The 16,475-nt window shown below is 65.1% G+C and carries 16 protein-coding genes and 1 tRNA gene; all 17 read left to right on the top strand.

Features of this window, described 5'->3' with window-relative positions; all coding sequences use genetic code 11:
• Window positions 1-27 precede the first annotated feature (27 nt).
• The 17 genes from G3N62_RS15205 to G3N62_RS15125 all read left to right on the top strand — a co-directional run bounded on the left by G3N62_RS15205 (window position 28) and on the right by G3N62_RS15125 (window position 16,461).
• Complete coding sequence (locus G3N62_RS15205) at window positions 28-1,287, top strand: branched-chain amino acid ABC transporter substrate-binding protein (RefSeq protein ID WP_124670622.1); 1,260 nt, start codon at window positions 28-30, stop codon at window positions 1,285-1,287.
• A gap of 107 nt (window positions 1,288-1,394) precedes the next feature.
• Window positions 1,395-1,664: a 30S ribosomal protein S15 gene (rpsO, locus tag G3N62_RS15200; protein WP_006398792.1), complete on the top strand. Its 270-nt coding sequence runs from the start codon at window positions 1,395-1,397 to the stop codon at window positions 1,662-1,664.
• Window positions 1,665-1,954: 290 nt separating this feature from the next.
• Complete coding sequence (gene pnp / locus G3N62_RS15195; RefSeq protein ID WP_059558205.1) at window positions 1,955-4,102, top strand: polyribonucleotide nucleotidyltransferase; 2,148 nt, start codon at window positions 1,955-1,957, stop codon at window positions 4,100-4,102.
• 148 nt (window positions 4,103-4,250) lie between these two features.
• On the top strand, window positions 4,251-5,270 hold the full coding sequence (locus G3N62_RS15190; protein ID WP_034190801.1) for an NAD(P)H-quinone oxidoreductase: 1,020 nt from the start codon (window positions 4,251-4,253) through the stop codon (window positions 5,268-5,270).
• 141 nt (window positions 5,271-5,411) lie between these two features.
• Complete coding sequence (tpiA, locus tag G3N62_RS15185; RefSeq protein ID WP_124609493.1) at window positions 5,412-6,167, top strand: triose-phosphate isomerase; 756 nt, start codon at window positions 5,412-5,414, stop codon at window positions 6,165-6,167.
• Window positions 6,168-6,239: 72 nt separating this feature from the next.
• The gene (secG, locus tag G3N62_RS15180) at window positions 6,240-6,614 is read left to right on the top strand and encodes a preprotein translocase subunit SecG (RefSeq protein ID WP_034190803.1); all 375 of its coding nucleotides are present in this window, start codon (window positions 6,240-6,242) and stop codon (window positions 6,612-6,614) included.
• A gap of 111 nt (window positions 6,615-6,725) precedes the next feature.
• Window positions 6,726-6,810: transfer RNA gene (locus G3N62_RS15175), tRNA-Leu, on the top strand.
• Window positions 6,811-6,963: 153 nt separating this feature from the next.
• On the top strand, window positions 6,964-7,323 hold the full coding sequence (locus G3N62_RS15170; RefSeq protein WP_006398798.1) for an NADH-quinone oxidoreductase subunit A: 360 nt from the start codon (window positions 6,964-6,966) through the stop codon (window positions 7,321-7,323).
• 62 nt (window positions 7,324-7,385) lie between these two features.
• Entirely contained in the window at window positions 7,386-7,865 is a 480-nt protein-coding gene (locus tag G3N62_RS15165) for an NADH-quinone oxidoreductase subunit B (RefSeq protein WP_006398799.1), read from the top strand.
• Between the two features lie 21 nt (window positions 7,866-7,886).
• Entirely contained in the window at window positions 7,887-8,489 is a 603-nt protein-coding gene (locus G3N62_RS15160) for an NADH-quinone oxidoreductase subunit C (protein ID WP_034190804.1), read from the top strand.
• Between the two features lie 9 nt (window positions 8,490-8,498).
• Complete coding sequence (locus G3N62_RS15155; protein ID WP_034190805.1) at window positions 8,499-9,752, top strand: NADH-quinone oxidoreductase subunit D; 1,254 nt, start codon at window positions 8,499-8,501, stop codon at window positions 9,750-9,752.
• 173 nt (window positions 9,753-9,925) lie between these two features.
• Window positions 9,926-10,411 (top strand): NADH-quinone oxidoreductase subunit NuoE, encoded by a 486-nt coding sequence (nuoE, locus tag G3N62_RS15150; protein ID WP_006756903.1) that lies wholly within the window; start codon window positions 9,926-9,928, stop codon window positions 10,409-10,411.
• Window positions 10,408-11,718, top strand: a complete 1,311-nt coding sequence (nuoF, locus tag G3N62_RS15145) for an NADH-quinone oxidoreductase subunit NuoF (RefSeq protein ID WP_006478267.1) — start codon at window positions 10,408-10,410, stop codon at window positions 11,716-11,718. Before nuoE ends, nuoF begins: the two co-directional genes overlap by 4 nt.
• 82 nt (window positions 11,719-11,800) lie before the next feature.
• Window positions 11,801-14,131 (top strand): NADH-quinone oxidoreductase subunit NuoG, encoded by a 2,331-nt coding sequence (gene nuoG / locus G3N62_RS15140; protein WP_034190806.1) that lies wholly within the window; start codon window positions 11,801-11,803, stop codon window positions 14,129-14,131.
• Window positions 14,132-15,199 carry an NADH-quinone oxidoreductase subunit NuoH gene (gene nuoH / locus G3N62_RS15135; protein WP_034190807.1) on the top strand — a complete coding sequence of 356 codons (1,068 nt, stop codon included), beginning with the start codon at window positions 14,132-14,134 and terminating at the stop codon, window positions 15,197-15,199.
• A 10-nt stretch (window positions 15,200-15,209) separates the two neighbouring features.
• Window positions 15,210-15,698, top strand: a complete 489-nt coding sequence (gene nuoI, locus G3N62_RS15130; protein ID WP_009691265.1) for an NADH-quinone oxidoreductase subunit NuoI — start codon at window positions 15,210-15,212, stop codon at window positions 15,696-15,698.
• 112 nt (window positions 15,699-15,810) lie between these two features.
• On the top strand, window positions 15,811-16,461 hold the full coding sequence (locus tag G3N62_RS15125; RefSeq protein WP_011545812.1) for an NADH-quinone oxidoreductase subunit J: 651 nt from the start codon (window positions 15,811-15,813) through the stop codon (window positions 16,459-16,461).
• The last annotated feature ends 14 nt before the right edge of the window (window positions 16,462-16,475 follow it).

Below are 16,475 nucleotides of genomic sequence, written 5' to 3'. Positions count from 1 at the left end.
TCGGGCAAATCGAAGGGCAGGTGGCCGATGCAGGGGTGGAAGCGGTACGCGCTCGCGTTGAGCGCAGGATGGGTGCTGGCTGCGTCCGCGTTCGCCGGCGGCGAGCCGGTGCGGATCGCGCTGATCGAAGGGATGTCGGGCCCGTTCGCGAACGCGGGCGCGGCGGTCGAGCGCAACCTGCGCTTCGGCGTCGAGCAGGTCAACGCGGCGGGCGGCGTGAAGTTGCGCGACGGCGCACACCCGCTCGAACTCGTCGTGCTCGACAGCAAGGGCAGCCCGGAGGAGGCGCTCGTGCAGCTGCGCGCGGCCGCGGACCGCCATATCGGCTTCGTTGCGCAGGGCAACAGCTCGGCCGTCGCGGCCGCGCTGGTCGCGGCGCTCGACAAGCTGAACGCGCGCGACCCCGACAACCGGATGCTGTTCCTGAACTATTCGGCCGACGATCCGGCGCTCACTGGCGCGCGCTGCAGCTTCTGGCATTTCCGCTTCGACGCGCACGCGGGGATGCGGATGGCCGCGCTCGCGGACGTGATGGCGCGCGACCGCGCGCTGCGCAAGGTCTACCTGCTGAACCAGGACTACAGCTTCGGTCACGACGTCAGCACGCTCGCGCGGCAGGCGCTGGCCGCGCGGCGCCCGGACGTGACGATCGCCGGCGACGAATTCCACCCGATCGGCCGGATCAAGGATTTCTCGCCGTACATCGCGAAAATCCGCGCGAGCGGCGCGGATGCCGTCGTGACCGGCAACTGGGGCAACGACCTCACGCTGCTCGTGAAGGCGGCGCGCGAGCAGGGGCTGAACGCGAAGTTCTACACGTTCTACGGCAACAGCCTCGGTGCGCCGGCCGCCCTTGGCGATGCCGGCGTCGGGCGCGTCGTGGCCGTGGCCGACTGGCATCCGAATGCGGGCGGCGCGAAATCCGACGCGTTCTACCGCGCGTTCCGGACCCGTTTCCCGGCCGCGCAGGACGACTATCCGGTGCGGCGCATGAGCCTGATGATCGAGATGCTGGCCGCGGCGATGAACCGGGCGGGGTCGGCCGACCCCGTCGCGGTCGCGCGGTCGCTCGAGGGCCTGTCGTTCGACGACGGTTTCCATGCGTCGCGGATGCGCGCGCAGGATCACCAGCTGATCCAGCCCCTTTACGTGATGGAGATGGACAAGGCCGGCGCGCCGGGCGTGCGCTTCGACAACGAGGGGTCGGGTTATGGCTTCCGGACGGTGCTGGCGGTGCCGGCGCAGCGCACGGAGATGCCGTCGGCGTGCTCGATGACGCGTCCGTGACAGGAGGCGGTAAGAACGGCGGGGAGTTGTGCTACAATGCCCGCCGGTTGTAAGTCACGGCACGGCCATTCTTCCGTGTCCGCCTGTTCAGTTAGAAAGGAAATCACATGTCTGTTGCAGATATCAAGAAGTCGGAAGTTGTTGCTCAGTTCGCCCGCGGTACCAACGACACGGGGTCGCCCGAAGTCCAGGTCGCACTGCTGACCGCACGTATCGTCGAACTGACGGGTCACTTCAAGACCCACGCGAAGGATCACCACAGCCGCCGCGGCCTGCTGCGCATGGTGAGCCGCCGCCGCAAGCTGCTCGACTACCTCAAGGGCAAGGATGCCGACCGTTACCGCGCACTGATCGAGAAGCTGGGTCTGCGTAAGTAATCGAGGCGATTGCCGCCAGCAAGATGCCTGTGTCAGTCCGCTGATACAGGCATTTTGTTTTTGCGCGGTGCGTAGCGTCACGCGCATCGCAGGCTGTCCGGCACGTTCGTGCGGGGCCGCCGCAACGACTGATTCCGGGGCAGGATTTGTGTCATTCCAGCGCGCTGCTGCACGAGCGCCGCGCTGGAATGGCATAAAAAACACACCTTGCTCCGGGTGATTCGGTCGAGACGCCGCCGTGCCGGATGGCCGGCGCGGCGAATGAAATGCATGAATACAAAGGAGCAACCATGTCCATGTTCAACAAGGTCGTGAAGGAATTCCAGTGGGGCCAGCACAAGGTGCGCCTCGAAACCGGTGAAGTCGCTCGCCAGGCGAGCGGTGCGGTGATCGTCGACGTCGAAGACACCGTCGTGCTGGCAACCGTCGTCGGCGCGAAGTCGGCGAAGCCGGGTCAGGATTTCTTCCCGCTGACCGTCGATTACCTCGAGAAGACCTACTCGGCCGGCAAGATCCCGGGCGGCTTCTTCCGCCGCGAAGGCCGTCCGTCGGAGCATGAGACGCTGACGTCGCGCCTGATCGACCGCCCGCTGCGCCCGCTGTTCCCGGAAGGCTTCTACAACGAAGTCCAGGTCGTGATCCACGTGCTGTCCGTGAACCCGGAAATCCCGGCGGACATCCCCGCGCTGATCGGCGCATCGGCCGCGCTCGCCGTGTCGGGCCTGCCGTTCAACGGCCCGGTCGGTGCCGCACGCGTGGCGTACATCGACAATGCGTACGTGCTGAACCCGACGCGTGACCAGATCAAGGCATCGAGCCTCGACCTCGTCGTCGCGGGTACCGAGCGCGCCGTGCTGATGGTCGAATCGGAAGCCGACCAGCTGTCGGAAGAAGTGATGCTGGGCGCGGTCGTGTTCGGTCACGAGCAGATGCAGGTCGCGATCGACGCGATCCACGAACTGGTGCGCGAAGGCGGCAAGCCCGAGTGGGACTGGCAGCCGGCGCCGAAGAACGAGGCGCTGATCGCCCGCGTGACCGAACTGGCGCAGAACGACCTGCTCGCCGCCTACCAGCTCCGCGACAAGCAAGCGCGTTCGGCGAAGCTGAAGGAAGTCTACTCGGCCACCTCGGCGAAGCTCGAGGAAGAAGCGCTGGCGGCCGGTACGGCTGCGGCCGACAAGGCCACCGTCGGCAACGTGCTGTTCGACATCGAGGCAAAGATCGTCCGTTCGCAGATCCTGAACGGCGAGCCGCGTATCGACGGCCGCGACACGCGCACCGTGCGCCCGATCGAAATCCGCACCGGCGTGCTGCCGCGCACCCACGGCTCCGCGCTGTTCACCCGCGGCGAGACGCAGGCGCTGGTCGTCGCGACGCTCGGCACGAAGGGTGACGAGCAGATCATCGACGCGCTCGAAGGCGAATACCGCGAGCGCTTCATGCTCCACTACAACATGCCCCCGTTCGCCACCGGCGAAACGGGCCGCGTCGGCTCGCCGAAGCGCCGCGAAATCGGCCACGGCCGCCTCGCGAAGCGCGCGCTGGTCAAGTGCCTGCCGAGCGCCGACGAATTCGGCTACTCGATCCGCGTCGTGTCGGAAATCACCGAGTCGAACGGTTCGTCGTCGATGGCGTCGGTGTGCGGCGGCTGCCTCGCGCTGATGGACGCCGGCGTGCCGATGAAGGCGCACGTCGCGGGTATCGCGATGGGCCTGATCCTCGAAGGCAACAAATTCGCGGTGCTGACCGACATCCTCGGCGACGAAGATCACCTCGGCGACATGGACTTCAAGGTGGCCGGCACGGAACAAGGCGTGACGGCGCTGCAGATGGACATCAAGATCCAGGGCATCACGAAGGAAATCATGCAGGTCGCGCTCGCGCAGGCGAAGGAAGGCCGCATGCACATCCTCGGCAAGATGACCTCGGCGGTCTCGGGTGCGAACACGCAGCTGTCGGAATTCGCGCCGCGCATGATCACGATCAAGATCAACCCGGAAAAGATCCGCGACGTGATCGGCAAGGGCGGTTCGGTGATCCGCGCGCTGACGGAAGAAACGGGCACGACCATCGACATCTCGGATGACGGCGTCGTGACGATCGCGAGCACCAGCAGCGAAGGCATGGCCGAAGCGAAGAAGCGCATCGAGCAAATCACGGCCGAGATCGAAGTCGGCCAGGTGTACGAAGGCACGGTGCTCAAGCTGCTCGATTTCGGCGCGATCGTGAACCTGCTGCCGGGCAAGGACGGCCTGCTGCACATCTCGGAAATCGTCAACGAGCGTGTGAAGGACATCAACGACTACCTGAAGGAAGGTCAGCAGGTCAAGGTCAAGGTCATTCAGACGGACGAGAAGGGCCGTGTGCGCCTGTCGGCCAAGGCGCTGCTGAACGAAGCCGCCGCGGCAGCGCAGTCGGATACGCCGCCGCAGCAGTAAGCGGACGGGCGGACCAGCGGCCGGCAGTGCGAAAGCGTGCCGGCCGTTTTTTCTGTAGCATCGTTGTGCGGCGCAGCAGCGCCGGCAAGGCGTCCGTGCCGCGTGCGCGGGCGGGCCATCCGATTCCGATCCTGGAGCCTCCTTCACCATGAAAGCCATCGAAATCACCGAATTCGGCGCCCCCGACGTGCTGAAGCTCGCGGAGCGCCCGCGCCCCGAACCGAAGCGCGGCGAGGTGCTGATCAAGGTGGCGGCTTCCGGTGTAAACCGGCCCGACGTGTTCCAGCGCAAGGGCGGCTATGCGCCGCCGCCGGGGGCGTCGGATCTGCCGGGCCTCGAGGTGGCGGGCGAGATCGTCGGCGGCGACCTGTCCGACGCCGCGCTGAACCCGTTCGGCCTGAAGCTGGGCGATCGCGTGTGCGCGTTGCTCGCGGGCGGTGGTTATGCCGAATACGCGGTCGCGCCGCTGCCGCAGTGCCTGCCGGTGCCTGACGGGCTCACCGATATCGAGGCCGCGTCGCTGCCCGAGACGTTCTTCACCGTGTGGAGCAACGTGTTCGACCGTGCGCGGCTCGGCGCGGGCGAGGGCGGCGAGCAGGAGACGCTGCTCGTGCAGGGCGGCTCGAGCGGCATCGGCGTGACGGCGATCCAGATCGCGCACGCGCTCGGCTTTCGCGTGTTCGCGACGGCTGGCACCGCCGACAAGTGCCGCGCGTGCGAGGCGCTCGGCGCCGAACGCGCGATCAACTACAAGACCGAGGATTTCGTCGAGGTCGTGAAGTCGCTGACGCACGATCGCGGCGTCGACGTGATCCTCGACATGGTGGCGGGCTCGTACGTGCCGCGCGAGCTGTCCGCGCTCGCGGACGGCGGCCGTCTCGTGCTGATCGCGCTGCTCGGCGGCGCGAAGGCCGACGTCAACCTGAGCGAGATCCTGCGCCGCCGGCTGACCGTCACGGGTTCGACGCTGCGCCCGCGTCCGGTCGAGTTCAAGGCGCGCATCGCCGCGCAACTGAAGGCGCGCGTGTGGCCGCTGATCGCCGACGGGCGCATCAAGCCGGTGATCTACCGCGTGTTGCCGGCCGCGGACGCCGCGCAGGCGCATGCGCTGATGGAAAGCAGCGAGCACACCGGCAAGATCGTGCTCGATTGGGGTACGAACGCCTGACGGCCCGCGTGGCCGGACTTGACATGCGCGGTTTGACCGGTTCAAGCCGTGCGCAGTAAAATCGCGGGTTTGCTTCGCCAGATCAAACCTGACGGCCGGTTTCCGGCGCGTCAATGACACAGCGGTGACGAGACAGACACGATGTCGAAACAGAGAACGAAGCGGGTGATCGGCAACTGGAAGATGCACGGCCGGCTGGCCGGCAACCAGGCGTTGCTGAACGAAGTGGTGCAGGGCGCGGGCGCGGTGGCGGCCGATACGTCGGTCGGCGTGTGCGTGCCGTTCCCGTATCTCGCGCAGGTTCAGGCGCAGCTGGGTGACGGTCGTGTCGTCTTCGGCGCGCAGGACGTGTCCGCGCACGAACAGGGCGCGTTCACCGGCGAAGTGGCGGCCGCGATGGTCGCCGAGTTCGGCGCGCGTTATGCGATCGTCGGTCACTCGGAGCGTCGCGCGTATCACGGCGAAAGCAACGAGACGGTCGCGGCGAAGACGCGGCGCGCGCTCGCAGCCGGGCTCACGCCGGTCGTGTGCGTCGGCGAGACGCTCGACGAGCGCGAATCGGGCGCGACCGAGCAGGTCGTCGGTGCGCAGCTCGACGCGGTGCTGGCCGTGCTGACGGCTGACGAGGCCGCGCGCATCGTCGTCGCGTACGAACCGGTCTGGGCGATCGGCACGGGCAGGAGCGCGACGTCGGCGCAGGCGCAGGACGTGCACGCGTTCCTGCGCGCGCGTCTCGCGGCGAAGGGGGCGGAGGACGTCTCCGTGCTGTACGGCGGCAGCGTGAAGCCGGACAACGCGGAAGAGCTGTTCGCGCAGCCGGACATCGACGGCGGCCTGATCGGCGGCGCGTCGCTGAAGGCGGAAGATTTCCTGGCGATCTGCCGGGCCGCGCGATAAGCGGTCCGAGATCGAATTGAACCATGACGGCGGCCGGACGGTCCGGTCGCCCGATCCAATCGGGTGGGTGTGATGCTGTTATTCAAGACGCTGATTATTGTGGTGCAGGTACTGTCTGCACTCGGTGTGATTGGTCTCGTGCTGCTGCAGCACGGCAAGGGTGCCGACATGGGCGCCGCGTTCGGCAGCGGCGCGTCGGGCAGCCTGTTCGGTGCGACGGGCTCGGCGAACTTCCTGTCGCGCACGACGGGCATCCTGGCGACGATCTTCTTCGTCGCGACGCTCGCGCTGACGTATCTCGGTTCGTACAAATCGACGCCGTCGGCCGGCGTGCTCGGCTCGGCAGCGACCGCGCCGGCACCTGCCGCATCGACGCCGGCCGTCGCGGCATCCGCGGCCGTCGCGGGCTCGGCGGCAAGCGCGCCGGGCCAGGATGTCCCGAAATAAAAAGTTAATTTTTTTGCGGTTGTGCGTTGAACAAATCTGGAACTCGGGTTAGAATTTAATTCTTGAAGCGATTCGCGGGAAACAAGCAGCACAACCCGAGTTGCATGCAGTGCCGACGTGGTGAAATTGGTAGACACGCTATCTTGAGGGGGTAGTGGCGAAAGCTGTGCGAGTTCGAGTCTCGCCGTCGGCACCAAAGTTACTCAATGCCAGCCGCTTCTAGTGGCTGGCATTTTTCATTTCTGGGGTGTGCTTGCGGTTGTCTTGCGATCGCCTGCACTCCGAAATGATTCCTTCCGCCGGAAGTGGTATTCTCCGGACGCTCAGAACCAACCGATAGAGGATTGCCTTGAACCTCGCAGCCTATTACCCCGTCTTGTTGTTCCTTCTCGTGGGCACTGGTTTAGGTATAGCGCTGGTCAGCATCGGCAAGCTCCTGGGTCCCAACAAGCCGGACGTCGAGAAGAACGCACCATACGAGTGCGGCTTCGAAGCCTTTGAAGACGCCCGGATGAAATTCGACGTCCGGTATTACCTCGTCGCCATCCTGTTCATCATCTTCGATCTCGAAACCGCATTCCTGTTCCCGTGGGGCGTCGCGCTCCGGGACATCGGCTGGCCGGGTTTCATCGCAATGATGATTTTTCTGCTCGAATTCCTGCTGGGCTTTGCCTATATCTGGAAGAAAGGCGGGCTCGACTGGGAGTGATGGGTTAATCGCCGGTTTGCATGGGCGGCCACGCTCGGTCGCTCGTCTGGAGTGGAAAGCAAATGAGTATCGAAGGGGTCTTGAAGGAAGGGTTTGTCACCACGACGGCTGACAAGCTGATCAACTGGACGCGTACCGGCTCGCTGTGGCCGATGACGTTCGGGCTCGCGTGTTGCGCCGTCGAGATGATGCATGCGGGCGCGGCCCGTTATGACCTGGACCGGTTCGGCGTCGTGTTCCGTCCGAGTCCGCGTCAGTCGGACGTGATGATCGTCGCCGGCACGCTCTGCAACAAGATGGCGCCCGCGCTGCGCCGCGTGTACGACCAGATGGCCGAGCCGCGCTGGGTGATCTCGATGGGGTCGTGCGCGAACGGCGGTGGTTATTACCACTACTCGTATTCGGTGGTTCGCGGCTGCGACCGGATCGTGCCGGTCGACGTCTACGTGCCGGGCTGTCCGCCCACGGCCGAGGCGTTGGTCTACGGCGTGATCCAGCTTCAGGCGAAGATCCGTCGCACCAACACCATTGCCCGTCAATAAAGCCCCGAGCGTCCCCTCAATATGGCAAGCAAAATCGAGACCCTCAAGGCAAACCTCGAAGCCGCGCTCGGCGCGCGCGTGGTGAGCCTCACCGAAGCGATCGGTGAACTGACGCTCGTCGTGAAGGCGAGCGATTACCTCGAAGTCGCAAAGACGCTGCGCGACGATCCGAAGCTCCGATTCGAGCAGTTGCTCGACCTCTGCGGTGTCGATTACCAGACCTTCGGCGACGGTGCCTACGACGGCCCGCGCTTCGCGGCCGTGTCGCACCTGCTGTCGGTCACGAACAACTGGCGCCTGCGCCTGCGCGTATTCGCGCCGGACGACGACCTGCCGATCGTGGCATCGCTGGTCGATACCTGGACCTCCGCGAACTGGTACGAGCGCGAAGCGTTCGACTTGTACGGCATCGTGTTCGAAGGCCACCCCGACCTGCGCCGCATCCTCACCGACTACGGCTTCATCGGCCACCCGTTCCGCAAGGACTTCCCGGTGTCGGGCTACGTCGAAATGCGTTACGACCCGGAAGAGAAGCGGGTCGTGTACCAGCCGGTGACGATCGAGCCGCGCGAAATCACGCCGCGCGTGATCCGCGAGGATCGCTATGGCGGTCTGAAACATTAAGGGGGCGTCATGGCAGAAATCAAGAACTACACGCTCAACTTCGGCCCGCAGCACCCGGCAGCGCACGGCGTGCTGCGCCTCGTGCTCGAGCTCGACGGCGAAGTCATCCAGCGTGCCGATCCGCACATCGGCCTGCTGCACCGCGCGACGGAAAAGCTCGCGGAATCCAAGACCTTCATCCAGTCCGTGCCGTACATGGACCGTCTCGACTACGTGTCGATGATGGTCAACGAGCACGGCTACGTGCTCGCGATCGAGAAGCTGCTCGGCATTGAAGTGCCGGAGCGCGCGCAGTACATCCGCGTGCTGTTCGACGAGATCACGCGCGTGCTGAACCACCTGATGTGGATCGGCGCGCATGCGCTCGACGTCGGCGCGATGGCCGTGTTCCTGTACGCCTTCCGCGAACGCGAAGACCTGATGGACGTGTACGAAGCGGTGTCCGGCGCCCGGATGCACGCGGCGTACTACCGTCCGGGCGGCGTCTACCGCGACCTGCCTGACGTGATGCCGCAATACAAGGCGTCGAAGATTCGCAACGAGAAGGCGCTCGCGAAGATGAACGAAGCGCGCAGCGGCTCGGTGCTCGACTTCATCGACGACTTCTTCACGCGCTTCCCGAAGTGCGTCGACGAATACGAAACGCTGCTCACCGACAACCGGATCTGGAAACAGCGCCTGGTCGGGATCGGCGTGGTCAGCCCGGAACGTGCGCTGCAGATGGGCCTGACGGGCCCGATGCTGCGCGGCTCGGGTATCGCCTGGGATCTGCGCAAGAAGCAGCCGTACGAAGTGTACGATCGCATGGATTTCGACGTGCCGGTCGGCGTGAACGGCGATTGCTACGACCGCTATCTGGTGCGCGTCGAGGAAATGCGCCAGTCGATCCGCATCGCGAAACAGTGTATTGAGTGGCTCCGCAAGAATCCGGGCCCGGTGATGACGGACAATCACAAGGTTGCCCCGCCGTCGCGCGTCGGCATGAAGACCAACATGGAAGACTTGATTCACCACTTCAAGCTCTTCACCGAAGGTTTCCATGTGCCGGAAGGCGAAGCGTACGCGGCGGTCGAGCATCCGAAGGGTGAATTCGGCATCTACCTCGTGTCGGACGGCGCCAACAAGCCGTATCGCCTCAAGATTCGCGCGCCGGGTTTCGCGCACCTGGCGTCGCTCGACGAAATGGCGCGCGGTCACATGATCGCCGACGCCGTCACGATCATCGGTACGCAGGACATCGTGTTCGGCGAGATCGATCGCTAATGGTTGCGCCGCCCGCGCGAGCGGGCGGCGAAGCAGTAAGTCACACGCGATGCGCGCTGAACCGGCGCGGCTTCGCAAGCTGTCAACAGAGTGAGCGCCAGGTCTGCCGTCCATGCACCCCAGTGTGCGGCAGGTTGTTCGTTCGGTAGGAATTGAAAGAGTCGTGTCTGAAAATGATCTCAGCTGAAGGCCTGAAGGAAATCGATCGAGCGTTGACGAAGTATCCCGCCGATCAGAAACAGTCCGCCGTGATGTCGGCGTTGGCCGTTGCTCAGGAAGAGCACGGCTGGCTGTCGCCCGAACTGATGCAGTTCGTCGCGGACTATCTCGGCATGCCGGCCGTTGCCGTGCAGGAAGTCGCGACGTTCTACACGATGTACGAGCTCAACCCGGTCGGCAAGCACAAGATCACGCTCTGTACGAACCTGCCGTGCCAGCTCGGCCCGCACGGCGGCGCGGAAGCGACTGCCGACTACCTGAAACAGAAGCTCGGCATCGGCTTCGGCGAGACGACGCCCGACGGCAAGTTCACGCTGAAGGAAGGCGAATGCATGGGCTCGTGCGGCGATGCGCCGGTGCTGCTGGTGAACAATCACAGAATGTGCAGCTTCATGAGCCGCGAGAAGATCGACCAGCTGCTTGAGGAGCTCTCGAAATGACGTCCCTCCACGACCGTCACATCAAACCGCTGATCCTCGCTGGTCTGAACGGCGAGAACTGGCATCTCGAAGATTACGTCGCGCGCGGCGGCTACAAGCAGTTGCGCCGCATTCTCGAAGAAAAGATTCCGCCCGAGCAGGTGATCGCCGACGTGAAGGCGTCGGGCCTGCGCGGCCGCGGCGGTGCGGGCTTCCCGACCGGCCTGAAGTGGAGCTTCATGCCGCGCCAGTTCCCGGGGCAGAAGTACCTCGTCTGCAACTCGGACGAAGGCGAGCCGGGCACGTTCAAGGATCGCGACATCCTGCGCTGGAACCCGCACGCGCTGATCGAAGGCATGGCCATCGGCGCGTACGCGATGGGCATCACCGTCGGCTACAACTACATCCACGGCGAAATCTTCGAAGTGTATCGACGCTTCGAAGCCGCGCTCGACGAAGCGCGCGCGGCCGGGTTCCTCGGCGACAACATCATGGGCTCGGAATTCTCGTTCCAGCTGCACGCGCACCACGGTTACGGCGCGTACATCTGCGGCGAGGAAACGGCGCTGCTCGAATCGCTCGAAGGCAAGAAGGGCCAGCCTCGCTTCAAGCCGCCGTTCCCGGCGAGCTTCGGCGTGTACGGCAAGCCGACCACGATCAACAACACCGAGACGTTCGCCGCGGTGCCGTTCCTGCTGTCCATCGGGCCGCAGAACTACCTCGAGATCGGCAAGCCGAACAACGGCGGCACGAAGATCTTCTCGGTGTCGGGCGACGTCGAGCGCCCGGGCAACTACGAAGTGCCGCTCGGCACGCCGTTCGCGACGCTGATGGAGCTCGCCGGCGGGATGCGCGGCGGCAAGAAGATCAAGGCCGTGATTCCGGGCGGCTCGTCGGCGCCGGTGATCCCGGGCGACATCATGATGCAGACGGATCTCGACTACGATTCGATCGCGAAGGCGGGCTCGATGCTCGGTTCCGGCGCGGTGATCGTGATGGACGAGACGCGCTGCATGGTGCGCTCGCTGCTGCGCCTGTCGTACTTCTACTACGAGGAATCGTGCGGCCAGTGCACGCCGTGCCGTGAAGGCACCGGCTGGCTGTATCGCGTCGTGAACCGTATCGAGCACGGCGAAGGCCGCCAGGAAGATCTGGACCTGCTGAACTCGGTGGCCGAGAACATCATGGGCCGCACGATCTGTGCGCTCGGCGATGCGGCGGCGATGCCGGTACGCGGGATGCTCAAGCACTACTGGGACGAATTCGCGTACCACGTCGAGCACAAGCACTGCATGGTCGGCGGCCACGCGCACGCGGCGGCGGCCTGAAGCGAACCCGGTTGCGGAATTTGAGCGCACGGTCGGGCCAAGGCGCGAACGGGCGGAAATAGGTTAAGGACCATTCACCATCATGGTTGAACTTGAAATAGACGGTAAGAAGGTCGAGGTGCCCGAAGGCAGCATGGTGATCCAGGCTGCGCACAAGGCGGATACGTACATTCCTCACTTCTGCTATCACAAGAAACTGTCGGTTGCGGCCAACTGCCGGATGTGTCTCGTCGAAGTCGAGAAGATGCCGAAGGCCGTGCCTGCCTGCGCGACCCCCGTGTCGGCCGGCATGATCGTCCACACGCAGTCCGACAAGGCCGTGAAGGCGCAGCAGTCGGTGATGGAATTCCTCCTCATCAATCACCCGCTCGATTGCCCGATCTGCGATCAGGGCGGCGAATGCCAACTGCAGGATCTGGCGGTCGGCTACGGCAAGTCGTCGTCGCGCTACTCGGAAGAAAAGCGCGTGGTGTTCCACAAGAACGTGGGCCCGCTGATCTCGATGGAAGAAATGTCGCGCTGCATCCACTGCACGCGCTGCGTCCGCTTCGGCCAGGAAATCGCCGGCGTGATGGAGTTCGGCATGCTGGGCCGCGGCGAGCACTCGGAAATCACGACGTTCGTCGGCAAGACGGTCGATTCCGAAATGTCGGGCAACATGATCGACCTGTGCCCGGTCGGCGCGCTGACCAGCAAGCCGTTCCGCTACAGCGCCCGTACGTGGGAGCTGTCGCGCCGCAAGTCGGTGAGCCCGCACGATTCCGTCGGCGCGAACCTCGTCGTGCAGGTGAAGAACAACCGCGTGATGCGCGTGCTGCCGTTCGAGAACGAAGCGATCAACGAATGCTGGATCTCGGACAAGGACCGCTTCTCGTATGAAGGCCTCAACAGCGAAGAGCGCCTGACGAAGCCGATGCTGAAGCAGGGCGGCCAGTGGATCGAAACCGACTGGCAGACCGCGCTCGAATACGTCGCGAAGGGCCTGAAGGGCATCGCCGCGGATCACGGCGCGAACGCGCTGGCGATGCTCGCGAGCGCGCACAGCACCGCTGAAGAGCTGTTCCTCGTGAAGCAGCTCGCCAACGAACTTAAGACGCCGAACGTCGACTTCCGTCTGCGTCAGCAGGATTTCTCGGCGCCGGTCCAGGGCGCGCCGTGGCTCGGCATGCCGATCGCCGACCTGTCGAACGTGGACGCCGCGTTCGTCGTCGGTTCGTTCCTGCGCCGCGACCACCCGCTGTTCGCGTCGCGCCTGCGTCAGGCCGCGAAGAACGGCGCGAAGCTGCATTTCCTGCACGCGACCGCTGACGACGCACTGATCCCGACCGCGCAACGCATCGTGGCCGCACCGTCCGCGTGGCTCGACGAGCTGGCCGGCATCGCCGCGGCCGTCGCGCAACTGCGCGGCGTCGCGCTGCCCGACGCGCTGGCAGGCGTCACCGCATCGCCGGCCGCGCAGGCTGTCGCGCAGTCGCTGTCGAACGGCGAACGCCGCGCGGTGCTGCTCGGCAACGTCGCGGTCCGCCACCCCGAATTCGCGAAGCTGCATGCCGTCGCCAAGTGGATCGCCGACAACACCGGCGCCACGTTCGGCTTCCTGACGGAAGCGGCGAACACGGTCGGCGCGCACGTCGTCGGCGCATTGCCGGGCGAAGGCGGCCTGAACGCACGCGAAGCGTTCGCGCAGCCGCGCAAGGGCTACGTGCTGCTGAACGTCGAGCCGGAATTCGACACGGCCGATCCGGCCCAGGCGCTGGCCGCGCTGAACCAGGCGGAAATGGTCGTCGTGATGTCGCCGTTCAAGCACGGCCTCGACTACGCCGACGTGCTGCTGCCGGTTGCGCCGTTCACCGAAACGGCCGGCACGTACGTGAACGCGGAAGGCACCGTGCAGAGCTTCAACGGCGTCGTGCGCCCGCTCGGCGACACGCGTCCGGGCTGGAAGGTGCTGCGCGTGCTCGGCAGCCTGCTCGGCCTGCCGAACTTCGAATACGAGACCGCGGAAGAAGTGCGTCTCGCCGCGCTCGGCGACGCCGGCGTCGCGGGCCGTCTGTCGAACCAGACGTCGGTCGCGCCGGTGCGTGCCGCGGCGAATGCCGCGAACGGCGGTTTCGAGCGCCTGGCCGATGTGCCGATCTATCACGCCGACGCGCTCGTGCGCCGCGCGGGTGCGCTGCACCTGACGGCTGCCGCGAAGGCGGCGAATGCCGCAGCCCTGCCGGCCGCGCTGTTCGACAAGCTGGGCTTGAAGGAAGGCGACGCCGTGCGCGTGCGCCAGGGCGAGCGTGCGGTGCAGTTGCCGGCCGTGCGCGACGCGAATCTTGCGGAGACGGTCGTTCGCGTGTCGGCGGCGACGCCTGCCGGCGCAGCGCTCGGCAGCCTGTCCGGTGAACTGGTGGTGGAGAAGGCGTAAATGAGCTTGTTCGATACGATCAACGCGGGCGGGGCCGAGCTTCTCGGCTTCGCGTGGCCGACGGTGTGGGCAGTCGTGCGCATCCTCGTCGTCTCCGTCGTCATCCTGCTGTGCGTCGCGTACCTGATTCTGTGGGAACGCAAGCTGATCGGCTGGATGCACGTGCGTCTCGGCCCGAACCGCGTCGGCCCCGGCGGCCTGCTGCAGCCGATCGCCGACGTGCTGAAGCTGCTGCTGAAGGAAGTCATTCAGCCGAGCGCCGCCAGCCGCTGGCTGTACCTGATCGCGCCGGTGATGACCGTCGTGCCGGCATTCGCCGTGTGGGCCGTGATCCCGTTCCAGGCCGAAGCGGTCCTCGCGAACGTGAACGCGGGCCTGCTGTACGCGATGGCGATCTCGTCGATCGGCGTGTACGCGGTGATTCTCGCGGGCTGGGCATCGAACTCGAAGTACGCGTTCCTCGGCGCGATGCGCGCCGCGGCACAGATGGTGTCGTACGAAATCTCGATGGGCTTCGCGCTGGTGCTTGTGCTGATGACGGCCGGCAGCCTGAACCTGTCGGAGATCGTCGGTTCGCAACAGCACGGCTTCTTCGCCGGCCACGGCGTGAACTTCCTGTCGTGGAACTGGCTGCCGCTGCTGCCGGCGTTCGTCGTGTACTTCATCTCGGGCATCGCCGAAACGAACCGCCACCCGTTCGACGTGGTGGAAGGGGAGTCGGAAATCGTCGCGGGTCACATGATCGACTACTCGGGCATGGCGTTCGCGCTGTTCTTCCTCGCCGAGTACATCAACATGATCGTGATCTCGGCGCTGGCTGCGACGCTGTTCCTCGGCGGCTGGGATGCGCCGTTCGAATTCCTGTCGTTCATCCCGGGCATCTTCTGGCTGGTGCTGAAGGTATTCGCACTGCTGTCGGTGTTCATCTGGGTCCGCGCGACGTTCCCGCGCTACCGTTACGACCAGATCATGCGTCTGGGCTGGAAGGTGTTCCTGCCCGTCACGGTGATCTGGGTGGTCGTGGTCGGCTGCTGGATGATGTCGCCGCTGAACATCTGGGTGAAGTAAGGACGAAATCATGACGGCTATCCAACACTTCTTTAAGACCTTCTTCCTGACCGAGCTGCTGAAGGGGCTCGCGCTGACCGGTCGTTACACGTTCAAGCGCAAGTTCACCGTGCAGTTCCCGGAAGAGAAGACCCCGATCTCGCCGCGTTTCCGCGGGCTGCATGCACTGCGCCGCTACGAAAACGGCGAAGAGCGCTGCATCGCGTGCAAGCTGTGCGAGGCCGTGTGCCCCGCGATGGCGATCACGATCGAATCGGAAACGCGCGCGGACAACACGCGCCGCACGACGCGCTACGACATCGACCTGACGAAGTGCATCTTCTGCGGTTTCTGCGAAGAGAGCTGCCCGGTCGATTCGATCGTCGAGACACAGATTCTCGAGTACCACGGCGAAAAGCGCGGCGACCTGTATTTCACGAAGGAAATGCTGCTCGCGGTGGGCGATCGCTACGAGAAGGACATCGCCGCGGCGAAGGCTGCCGACGCGCCGTATCGTTGATTGTGTTTGCAGTGCCGGCCCGCAGCCAGGGCCGAGCCGCCGCGACGGGTGCGGCACGCGAGAGCGTCCCGCAAGCCGCGCCTGACTATGGCCTAACGATGAACCGGTAATCATGGAATTCACGACCGTACTGTTCTACATCTTCGCGCTGCTCCTGGTGGTATCAGGGCTGAAGGTGATCACTTCGCGCAACCCGGTGGCGTCTGCGCTTTTCCTTGTGCTGGCGTTCTTCAACGCCGCCGCGATCTGGATGCTGCTGGAAGCGGAGTTCCTCGCGATCCTGCTGGTGCTGGTCTACGTGGGCGCCGTGATGGTGCTGTTCCTGTTCGTCGTGATGATGCTGGATATCAACATCGACTACCTGCGCCGCGACTTCAAGCGCTTCGTGCCGATGGCGACCGTGGTCGGCGCGATCATCGTGATCGAGACCGCGCTGATCCTGTGGCGCGGTTACGGCGACACGCACACCGTGCATGCGATGGCGACGGGCGAGATGGCCAACTGGTCGAACACGCGCCTGATCGGCAAGGTCATCTACACCGACTACATCTTCGCGTTCGAAATCGCCGGTCTCGTGCTGCTGGTCGCGATCATCGCCGCGATCGGGCTGACCGAGCGCAAGGGCAAGGACAGCAAGCGCCAGCGCGTGTCGGATCAGGTCAAGGTGCGCCGCAACGACCGCGTGCGCCTCGTGAAGATGGAAGCGGACAAGCCGCAGCCGGAAACGGCGCAGAGCGAAGCCGGTTCGGGCACCAACGGCTAAGCGGAGGAAAAGAA

Source organism: Burkholderia sp. Tr-20355, assembly GCF_017104685.1.
Classification (GTDB): domain Bacteria; phylum Pseudomonadota; class Gammaproteobacteria; order Burkholderiales; family Burkholderiaceae; genus Burkholderia; species Burkholderia seminalis.
This window is presented reverse-complemented; position numbering and strand designations above follow the sequence as displayed.